Origin of the sequence: Dactylosporangium sp. NPDC000244 (genome assembly GCF_040300725.1) — a bacterium.
GTDB lineage: Bacteria > Actinomycetota > Actinomycetes > Mycobacteriales > Micromonosporaceae > Dactylosporangium.
Genome location: NZ_JBEPEH010000057.1, coordinates 45,531 through 56,878, shown reverse-complemented (window position 1 = coordinate 56,878; position 11,348 = coordinate 45,531). Strand labels below are relative to the sequence as shown.

The window sequence follows — 11,348 nt, the reverse complement described above, 5'->3', positions numbered from 1 at the left end:
TCCCGATCGCGCGGTTCCGCGAGGCGGGCCTGCTCGACCTCGTCCTCCAGCTCGGCGCGGCCGACACCGCCGACACCGACCCGGCGGCCGAGCCGGGCGAGCTGATCGACGAGATGGACACCGACAGCCTCGTGCGGCTCGCGCTGGAAAGCGCCGAGTCCTGACCACCGTTGAAGTTCGGAGCGCATGATGTCCAAGCCGGACGACAAGGTCGTAGAAGCACTTCGCGCGTCGCTGAAGGAGGCCGGGCGCCTCAAGCAGCTCAACCAGCAGCTCATCGCGAAGTCCCGGGAGCCCATCGCGATCGTCGGGATGGCCTGCCGGTATCCGGGCGGCGTCTCGACCCCGCAGCAGCTGTGGGACCTCGTGGCGGCCGAGGGCGACGCCATCGGCGGGTTCCCGGCCGACCGCGGCTGGGACCTGGAGGCGCTGCGGGCCGGCGGCGGTGACGAGGCCGGCACGTCGCACACGAACCAGGGCGGCTTCCTGTACGACGCCGCCGACTTCGACGCCGGCTTCTTCGGCATCAGCCCGCGCGAGGCCCTCGCCATGGACCCGCAGCAGCGGCTGCTGCTGGAGACGGCGTGGGAGGCGTTCGAGGCGGCCGGGATCGCGCCCGGCTCCGTCAACGGCCACCAGACCGGCGTCTTCGTCGGCACCGCCGCCACCGGCTACGGCCTCGGCGCCGACGGCGACATCGACGGCGTCGACGAGGGCTATATCATGACCGGCAGCGCGACGAGCGTCGTGTCCGGCCGCGTCGCCTACACCCTCGGCCTCGAGGGCCCCGCGATCACCATCGACACCGCCTGCTCGTCCTCGCTCGTCGCGCTGCACCTCGCCGTCCAGGCGCTGCGCCAGGGCGAGTTCGACCTGGCCCTCGCCGGTGGCGTCACCATCATGTCCACGCCCGGCCCGTTCGTGGGCTTCTCGCGGCAGAACGGCCTGGCCCGCGACGGCCGATGCCGCTCGTTCGCGGGATCCGCCGACGGTACGGGCTGGGCCGAGGGCGTCGGACTCCTCCTCGTCGAGCGCCTCTCCGACGCGCAGCGGCTCGGCCACCCCGTCCTCGCCGTCGTGCGGGGCAGCGCGATCAACCAGGACGGCGCCTCGAACGGGCTCACCGCCCCGAACGGCCCCGCCCAGCAGCGGGTCATCCGCCAGGCCCTCGCCAACGCCGGCCTGAGCGCCGCCGACGTCGACGTCGTCGAGGCGCACGGCACCGGCACCCGCCTCGGCGACCCCATCGAGGCCCAGGCGCTGCTGGCCACGTACGGCCAGGACCGCCCCGGCGACCGTCCGCTCTGGCTCGGCTCGATCAAGTCGAACATCGGCCACACCCAGGCCGCCGCCGGGGTCGCCGGCATCATCAAGATGGTCATGGCGATGCGCCACGGCGCCCTACCCCGCACCCTGCACGTGGACGAGCCCACCTCGCACGTCGACTGGACCGCCGGCGCCGTCTCCCTGCTCGCCGAGGGCCGCGACTGGCCCGCGCTCGACCGCCCCCGCCGCGCCGCCGTCTCCTCGTTCGGGGTGAGCGGCACCAACGCGCACACGATCCTCGAGCAGGCCCCGGCCGCCCCGGCCCCGCAGCCGCCGGTCGAGACGCTCGCCCTGCCCGCCGTGCCGGTGATTCTGTCCGGGCGCGGCGAGCGCGGCCTCGCCGGCCAGGCGGCGAAGTGGGCGAGCTGGCTGCGCGACGACGCGACCGCGCCTCTCGCCGACCTCGGCTGGTCCTCGGTGGTGGCGCGCTCGCCCCTGGAGCACCGCGCCGTGGTGCTCGCCGCGGACCGCGACCGGCTCCTCGCCGGCCTGTCCGACCTCACCGGCGCGGTGGTCGGCGTCGCGGCCCCGGAGCGCCGGGTCGGGGTGCTGTTCTCGGGCCAGGGCGCCCAGCGGCCCGGCATGGGCGCCGGTCTGGATTTCCCGGTGTTCAACCGCGTCTACGCCGAGGTGCTGGCGCATTTCGGTGAGCTGCCGGATGAGCGGATCGACGAAACCGAGGTCACGCAGCCGGCGTTGTTCGCGATCGAAGTGGCCCTCTACGAGCAGTTGAAGGCGTGGGGTCTGCGGCCATCGGTGGTCGGTGGGCACTCGATCGGCGAGCTGGTCGCGGCGTATGTGGCCGGGGTTTGGTCGCTGGAGGACGCGTGCAAGGTGGTGGTGGCCCGGGCGCGGCTGATGCAGGCCCTGCCGTCGGGCGGCGGAATGCTCGCGGTCGGCGCTCCGGTCGAAGATGTGCCTGAGGGCGTTTCGGTTGCTGCGATCAACGGGCCGAACTCGTGGGTGTTGTCGGGTCCGGCGGAGTTGCTGCCCGAGTTCCACGGCGTTCGGACCAGTCGGCTGCGGGTTTCGCATGCGTTCCACTCGGCGTTGATGGAGCCGATGCTGGCCGAGTTCCGCGCGGTTCTGGAAGGCGTCACGTTCAACGCGCCGCAGATTCCGATCGTTTCCAATGTCACCGGTGGGTTGATCGCCGAGTTCGATGCCGACTACTGGGTGCGGCATGTGCGTGGGACGGTGTTGTTCGCCGACAACGTGGCCGCCATGCGTGCCGAAGGCGTCGACGCCTTCGTTGAGGTCGGGCCGGACGCGATTCTCGTGCCGCATCTGCCGTCCGACGACGCCGTTGTGGTTGCCTCGCTGCGGCGGAACCGGGACGAGGGCGAGTCGCTGCTGCGCGCCGCGGCCGAACTGTTCGTGGCCGGCGTCGACATCGACTGGCGGGCCGTGTTCGGCGACGGGCGGCGGGTCGTCCCGCTGCCCACGTACGCCTTCCAGCGCGAGCGCTACTGGCCCTCGGCCGTCGCCGCGCCCGCCGAGGCCGAGGACGCGTCGTTCTGGTCCGCCGTCGACCGCTCCGACGTCGGCGAGCTCGTCGCGCAGCTCGGCGAGCACACCCGCGCGTCGTGGGACGTGCTGCTGCCGGCGCTGAGCTCCTGGCGGCAGACCCGCGGCCGGAGCCGGACGATCGACTCCTGGACCTACCGCGTCGAGTGGGCCGCCCGCGGCGCCGCGGCGACGGGCGCGGCCGTGCCCGAGGGCAGCCGGTGGCTGCTCGTGCCCGGGGACGACACGGAACTGGCGGACCGGGTCGAGGCCGAGCTGACCCGGCGGGGCATGGTGGTCGACCGGGAACCCGGCGGCGACTACGCGCGGGTGGTGTGCGTGTCCCCGTCGGCCGCGGGCGTGGCCGCCCTCGTCAACCAGCGGCCCGAGACGCCGACGTGGATCGTCACGCGGCGCGCCGTGGCCGTCGGTGACGGCGACCCGGCCGTGGACGTCGACGCCGCCGCCGTCTGGGGGCTCGGGCAGGCGATCGCGCTCGAGCGGCCGGGGGCGTGGGGCGGGCTGCTCGACGTACCCATGCAGCCGAACGAACGCGGATGGACCGCCGCCGGCGACGTGCTCGCCGGGGACGGCCACGAGGACCAGGTCGCCATCCGCGACTCCGGAACGTTCCACCGGCGGCTGGTGCGGGCCGCCGCGGGCACCCGGGCGGAGTGGCGGCCGACCGGCACGGTGCTCATCACCGGCGGCACCGGCGCCCTCGGCGCCCGGGTAGCGCGGTGGGCGGCGAGCAACGGCGCCGCCCACGTGGTGCTGACCAGCCGGCGCGGCGAGGCGGCCCCGGGCGCCGCCGAGCTGCGCGACGAGCTCGCGGCGCTCGGCGCGGGCGTCTCGATCGTCGCGTGCGACATCGGCCGCCGCGACGACGTGGTCCGGCTCCTCGCCGGGCTGGCCGACCTGCCGATGCTCACCGCCGTCGTGCACGCCGCCGGCGTGAGCCACATCAAGCCCCTCGCCGACCTGGAGCCGGGCGAGCTGGCCGAGGTCATGGCCGCGAAGGTCGACGGCGCCCGCTGGCTCGACGAGCTGCTCGGCGACGCGCCGCTGGACGCGTTCGTCCTCTTCGGCTCGATCGCGGGCACGTGGGGCAGCGGGGGCCAGGCCGCGTACAGCGCGGCGAACGCGGCCCTCGACGGGCTCGCCGCGAGCCGCCGGGCGCGCGGCCTGCGGGCGACGTGCGTCTCGTGGGGGCCGTGGGCCGACGGCGGCATGGCGACCGCCGAGGCGCAGGAGCACCTGGGCCGCCGCGGCCTGGCCGCCATGGACCCGGACCTGGCGGTGACCGCGCTCGCCCGGGCCGTCGGCCGCGACGCCACCGCGGTGACCGTCGCCGACGTGCGCTGGGCCCAGTTCGCGCCCGCGTTCGTGTCCGCGCGGCCCCGCCCGCTCATCGATGACATCGACGACGTCCGGGCCGCCCTGGCCGTGGCGGACGAGCCCGCCGGCGCCGGCTCGTCGCAGCTGCGCCAGCGCCTGCTCGGCGTCGACCGGGCCGAACAGGACCGCCTGCTCACCGACCTCGTCCGGGACCACGCCGCCACCGTCCTCGGGCACTCCGGCGCCGAGGCGGTCGAGGCGAACCGGGCCTTCAAGGAGCTCGGCTTCGACTCGCTCACCGCGATCGACCTGCGCAACCGGCTCAACGCGGCGACGAAGCTCAGCCTGCCGACCACGCTCGTCTTCGACCACCCGAACCCGGTCGCGCTCGCCACCCACCTCCGCGAGCGGCTGCTCGGCGAGGCGTCCGACCTGCGGCTGCGGCCGGTCGCCGCGGGGCGCCTCGAGGACGAGCGCATCGCGATCGTCGGCATGAGCTGCCGGTACCCGGGCAACGTCACGAACCCGGACGAGCTCTGGGATCTCGTGCTGGCCGGCGGCGACGGCATCGTGGACTTCCCGGACGACCGGGCCTGGAACCTGGAGCGGCTCGACGGCGACGACGAGTACGCGCGCAAGGGCGGCTTCGTCCACGACGCGACCGACTTCGACGCCGCGTTCTTCGGCATCAGCCCGCGCGAGGCCCTGGCCATGGACCCGCAGCAGCGGCTCCTGCTGGAGGCGTCCTGGGAGGTCTTCGAGTCGGCCGGCCTCGACCCGACCGCCTCGCGCGGCAACCCCGTCGGCGTCTTCATCGGCGTCTCCCCGTCCGGCTACGGCGCCCCCGGCACCGGGGCCGGAACCGAGGGCTACCAGCTCACCGGAACCGCGACCAGCGTCGTGTCCGGCCGGGTGGCGTACACGTTCGGCTTCGAAGGACCGGCCGTCACCGTCGACACCGCGTGCTCGTCGTCGCTGGTGGCCCTGCACCTGGCCGCCCAGTCGCTCCGACAGGGCGAGTGCGACCTGGCCGTCGCCGGCGGCGTGACCGTCATGGCGACGCCCGGCGCGTTCGTGGAGTTCTCGCGGCAGCGCGGGCTCGCCTCCGACGGGCGCTGCAAGTCCTTCGCCGGGGCCGCGGACGGCACCGGCTGGTCCGAGGGCGTCGGCGTCCTGCTCGTGGAGCGGCTCTCGGACGCGCGGCGGCTCGGGCACCCGGTGCTCGCGGTGGTCGCCGGCTCGGCGGTCAACCAGGACGGCGCGTCGAACGGTCTTACGGCCCCGAACGGCCCGTCGCAGCAGCGGGTCATCCGCCAGGCCCTCGCCAGCGCGGGGCTGGACCCGCGGGACGTGGACGCGGTCGAGGCGCACGGTACCGGCACCCGCCTCGGCGACCCGATCGAGGCGCAGGCGCTGCTCGCCACCTACGGCCAGGACCGCGACCAGCCGCTCTGGCTCGGCTCGATCAAGTCGAACATCGGGCACACCCAGGCCGCGGCGGGCGCGGCCGGCGTGATCAAGATGGTCCTGGCGATGCGGCACGGGGTGCTGCCGCGGACCCTGCACGTGGACGAGCCGACCCCGCACGTGGACTGGTCGGCCGGGGCCGTGTCACTGCTCACCGAGGCCCGGTCGTGGCCGTCGGCGGACCGGCCGCGGCGGGCGGCGGTGTCGTCGTTCGGGATCAGTGGCACCAACGCCCACGTGATCCTGGAGGCAGTCGAGGAACCGGCTCCCGAGCCGGTCGGGTCCTCCTCCCTGGTGCCGCTGGTGGTGTCGGCGCGTTCGGCGGAGGCGGCGCGTGCCTATGCCGATCGTCTGACCCCGGATGCGGACACCGGTCGTTCGTTGCTGTCGCGGGCCCAGTTCGACCACCGGCTGGTGCTGCTGCCGAGCGGACCTGTCACCGGTGTTGCCACGGCACGCCGGGTAGGGGTGCTGTTCTCGGGTCAGGGCGCCCAGCGGGCCGGGATGGGTTCGACGCTCGACTTCCCGGTGTTCAACCGGGTGTACGCCGAGGTGCTGGCGCATTTCGGCGCGCTGCCGGATGAGCGGATCGACGAAACCGAGGTCACGCAGCCGGCGTTGTTCGCGATCGAAGTCGCGTTGTATGAGCAGTTGAAGGCGTGGGGTCTGCGGCCGTCGGTGGTTGGCGGTCACTCGATTGGCGAGTTGGTCGCGGCGTATGTGGCGGGTGTCTGGTCGCTTGAAGACGCGTGCAAGGTGGTCGCGGCTCGGGCCCGGTTGATGCAGGCGCTACCGGCCGGCGGGGGAATGCTCGCGGTCGGCGCTCCGGTCGAGGACGTGCCTGAGGGCGTGTCGGTGGCGGCGATCAACGGCCCGTCGTCCTGGGTTCTGTCGGGTCCGGAGGAGTTGCTGCCTGAGTTCCCTGGAGTGCGGACCAGTCGGCTACGGGTTTCGCACGCGTTCCACTCGGCGTTGATGGAGCCGATGCTGGAGGAGTTCCGCGCGGTCCTCGACACCGTCACCTTCAACCCGCCGCAGATCCCCATCGTTTCCAATGTCACCGGTGGGCTCATCGCCGAGTTCGACGCCGACTACTGGGTGCGGCACGTGCGTGGCACGGTGTTGTTCGCGGACAACGTGGCCGCGATGCGCGAAGCCGGGGTTGACACCTTCGTTGAGGTCGGGCCGGACGCCATTCTCGCGCCGCATCTGCCGGCCGATGATGCCGTGGTCGTTGGCACGTTGCGGCGGAACCGGGACGAGCCGGAGACGCTGCTGCGGGCCGTTGCCGAGCTGTTCGTGGCAGGTGTCGACATCGACTGGAGCACCACCTTCACCGGCGGCCGAGTCGTCGGGCTGCCGACCTACGCCTTCCAGCGGGAGCGGTACTGGGTCGACGCCCCGGCGGTCGGTGACGTCTCCGGGGCCGGGCTCGGCGTCATCGGCCACCCGCTGCTCGGCGCGGTCGTGCGCGTGGCCGGCGACGGCGGCGTGGTCGTCACCGGGCGGCTGTCGCTCGGCGCGCAGCCGTGGCTCGGCGACCACGTCGTCGGCGGCGCGGTCGTGCTGCCCGGCACCGCGCTGGTCGAGATGGTCATCCGCGCCGGGGACGAGGTCGGCGCGCTCGTGCTCGACGAGCTGTCGCTGGTGGCGCCGCTCGTCGTGCCGCCCACCGGCGGCGTGACGGTGCAGATCCACGTGGGCTCCTCCGTGGCCGTCTACTCCCGCGTGGACGACGGCGACGAGTGGACCCTGCACGCCGAAGGAGCCCTCGGCACCGCCGACCGGCCCGGGGACTCCTTCGCCTGGCCCCCGGCCGACGCCGAGGAGCTGCCCGTCGCCGACTGGTACGCCCGTTCGCCCATCGCCTACGGCCCCGTCTTCCAGGGCCTGCGCCGGGTCTGGCGCGACGACGACGGAGACGTGTTCGCCGAGGTCGCGCTGGAGGGCAAGCCCGCCGACACCGCGGGGGCGTTCGGCCTGCACCCCGCGCTGCTCGACGCGGCGCTGCAGGCGATCGGGTTCACGGACCGCGGCGAGGACGGCGGCGGCGCCTGGCTGCCGTTCGTCTTCGACGGCGTCCGGATCCACGCCACCGGCGCCACGGCCCTGCGCGTACGGGTCCACGGCGACACCACCGCCGGCTTCCGGATCGACGCCGTCGACGAGTCCGGCCAGCCGGTCGTGACGATCGACCGCGTCGTGCTGCGCGAGTTCACGGCCGACACCGCCGCCGGGCGCTCCTCCCTCTACGAGGTGGGCTGGCAGCCCCGTCAGATCACGCCGGCGGAACTGCCCGGCGACGTCACCGTCTGGGCGGTGCCCGCGGTGGGCGACGGCGACGTCCCCGGGGCGGTGGAGGCGCTGGTCGCCGAGGCGCTGTCGGTCGCGGGCCGGGTGCTGGCCGAGTCCGGTCGCCTGGTCGCGGTGGCAGAGCTGGGCGACCTGGGCGCGGCGGCGGTGTGGGGCCTCCTGCGCGTGGCGGCGGCGGAGCACCCGGGCCGGATCGTCCTGGTCGAGGGTGACGCGTCGCCGGAGTTGCTGGGTGGTGTGGTCGCGGCCGGCCTCGGCGAGGTTCGGGTTCGCGACGGTGTGGTGCTGGTGCCGGGCCTGGTGCGGTCCGCGTCGCCGTCCGGCGCGGTCGATCTCGCGGGTGGTTCGGTGCTGGTCACGGGTGGCCTGGGTGCGTTGGGCCGGGTCGTGGCGCGGTGGCTGGTGGATGTGTGCGGCGCCGGTGAGGTGGTGCTGGTCGGCCGGCGTGGCGGTGAGGTCCCCGGTGCCCGGGTCGTGGCGTGTGACGTCACCGATCGGGATGCGGTGTTCGAGCTGGTGGCCGGCATTCCGGACCTGGTCGGTGTCGTGCACGCCGCGGGCGTGCTGGATGACGGGGTGTTCACGGGGCTGACGCCGGAGGGGGTGAGCCGGGTGCTCGCCCCGAAGGTCGCGGGCGCCTGGTGGCTGCACGAAGCGACGCTCGACCGTCCACTGCAGATGTTCGTGCTGTTCTCCTCGATCGCCGGCATCGTCGGCAACCCGGGGCAGGCCGCGTACGCCGCGGGGAACACGTTCCTCGACGGGCTCGCCGCGCACCGCCACGCGCTCGGGCTCCCCGCGCTGTCGATCGCCTGGGGCCTGTGGGACCTCGGCATGGGCAGCGCGCTCGCCCGGACCGGCGTCATGGCGCTCGACACCGAGACCGGCCTGGGGCTCCTCGGCGAGGCGCTGCGCGGGCACCGCGGCCTGCGGGTCGCGGCCCGGTTCGACATCGCCACGCTGCGCAACCTCGTCGGCGTTCCCGAGGTGCTGCGGCCGATCGTCGGGCGGGTCGCCCGGCGGGCGGTGACCGCCGCCGCGGCCGGCGGATGGGCGGCCCGGCTCGCGGGCCTCTCCCGCGACCAGGCCCGCGAGGCGGTCGTCGACCTCGTCCGCGGCCTCGTCGGCGTCGTGCTCGGATACGCCGGCCCCGAACAGGTGGTCCTCGACCGGGCGTTCCGGGACGTCGGCTTCGACTCCCTCGCCGCGGTCGACCTGCGCAACCGGCTCATGTCGGCCACGGGCCTGCAGCTGCCGGCGACGGTCGTCTTCGACTACCCGAACCCGTTGCTGCTGGCCGGGTACATCTTCGACCAGGTCGCCGGCGCCGAGCCCGCCCACGACCGGCCCATCCGCGTCCGGAACCGCACCGCCGACGACCCGGTCGTCATCGTCGGCATGGCCTGCCGCTACCCCGGCGGCATCCTCGACCCCGACGGCCTGTGGGACCTGGTCCGCACCGGCGGCGACGGCATCGGCCAGTTCCCCGCCGACCGCGGCTGGGACCTGGACCGGCTGCGCGACGGGGAGAGCTCGACGCAGCTCGGCGGCTTCCTGTACGACGCGGCCCTGTTCGACCCGGAGTTCTTCGGCATCAGCCCGCGCGAGGCCCTGGCCATGGATCCGCAGCAGCGGCTCCTGCTCGAAACCTCGTGGGAGGCGTTCGAGTCCGCGGGCCTCGACCCCGTCGGCCTGCGCGGCTCCCGCACCGGCGTCTTCGCCGGCGTCATGTACCACGACTACGCCTCCCGCCCCCTGGACGTCCCCTCCGGCGTCGAGGGATACATCGGCACCGGCAACTCCGGCAGCATCCTCTCCGGCCGGGTGGCGTACACCTTCGGCTTCGAGGGTCCCGCCGTCACCGTCGACACCGCGTGCTCGTCGTCGCTGGTGGCCCTGCACCTGGCCGCGCAGGCGCTGCGGCAGGGGGAGTGCGACCTCGCCCTCGCCGGCGGCGTGACGGTCATGGCCACGCCGGGCACGTTCGTGGACTTCACGCGGCAGCAGGGGCTCGCGTCGGACGGCCGGTGCAAGTCGTTCGCGGGTGCGGCGGACGGTACGGGCTGGTCCGAGGGCGTCGGCGTGCTGCTGGTCGAGCGACTGTCGGACGCCCAGCGCCTCGGCCACCCGATCCTCGCGGTGGTGCGGGGGAGCGCGGTCAACCAGGACGGCGCGTCGAACGGTCTTACGGCCCCGAACGGTCCCGCGCAGCAGCGCGTGATCCGCCAGGCCCTCGCCGGCGCCGGCCTGAACCCGTCCGACGTCGACCTGGTCGAGGCCCACGGCACCGGCACGACCCTCGGCGACCCCATCGAGGCGCAGGCCCTCCTCGCCACCTACGGCCAGGACCGCGACCGTCCACTGTGGCTCGGCTCCATCAAGTCGAACATCGGCCACACCCAGGCCGCCGCGGGCGCCGCCGGCATCATCAAGACCATCATGGCGATGCGCCACGGCCTCATGCCGCGCACGCTGCACGTGGACGAGCCCACCCCGCACGTCGACTGGACCGCCGGCGCGGTGTCCCTGCTCACCGAGGCGCAGGCCTGGCCGGCCGACGACCGTCCCCGGCGGGCGGCCGTGTCGTCGTTCGGGATCAGCGGCACCAACGCCCACATCGTCCTCGAGGCCCCACCACAGCCGGCGCCGTTCGAGGACGCCGACGAGCTGCCGATCGTTCCATTCGTACTGTCCGCACGCACCCCCGAGTCCGTCCAGTCCGCGGCCACCCGGCTGTCGGCGTTCCTGGACGGGCACCCGGAGCTGAACCGGGCCGATGCCGGGCGGTCGCTGCTGTCACGGACCCGGTTCGACCACCGCATGGTCCTGCTGCCGGGCGAGCCGGTAACGGGTGTCGCCACGTCGCGCCGGGTAGGGGTGCTGTTCTCGGGTCAGGGCGCCCAGCGGCCCGGGATGGGTGCGGGTCTGGACTTCCCGGTGTTCCAGCGGGTCTATGCCGAGGTGCGTGCGCATTTCGGTGAGCTGCCGGATGAGCGGATCGACGAAACCGAGGTCACGCAGCCGGCGTTGTTCGCGATCGAAGTGGCCCTCTACGAGCAGTTGAAGGCGTGGGGTCTGCGGCCGTCGGTGGTTGGCGGTCACTCGATCGGCGAGCTGGTCGCCGCGTATGTGGCCGGGGTGTGGTCGCTGGAGGACGCCTGCAAGGTGGTCGCCGCCCGGGCTCGCCTGATGCAGGCGCTACCGGCCGGCGGGGGAATGCTCGCCGTCGGGGCTCCGGTTGAGGCAGTGCCGGACGGTGTTTCGGTGGCGGCGATCAACGGGCCGAACTCGTGGGTGTTGTCGGGCCCGGCGGAGCTGCTGCCCGAGTTCCCCGGGGTGCGGACGAGCCGGTTGCGGGTTTCGCACGCGTTCCACTCGGCGTTGATGGAGCCGATGCT

At 74.1% G+C, this 11,348-nt stretch carries 1 protein-coding gene (only partly in view); it reads left to right on the top strand.

What is annotated here, in order from left to right:
* Positions 1-189 precede the first annotated feature (189 nt).
* Positions 190-11,348 carry the beginning of a type I polyketide synthase gene (locus ABT369_RS51535; protein ID WP_350624896.1) on the top strand. It continues 15,844 nt past the right edge of the window, so 11,159 of the gene's 27,003 nt are visible here — the first part of the coding sequence; it begins with the start codon at positions 190-192; the stop codon falls past the right edge of the window.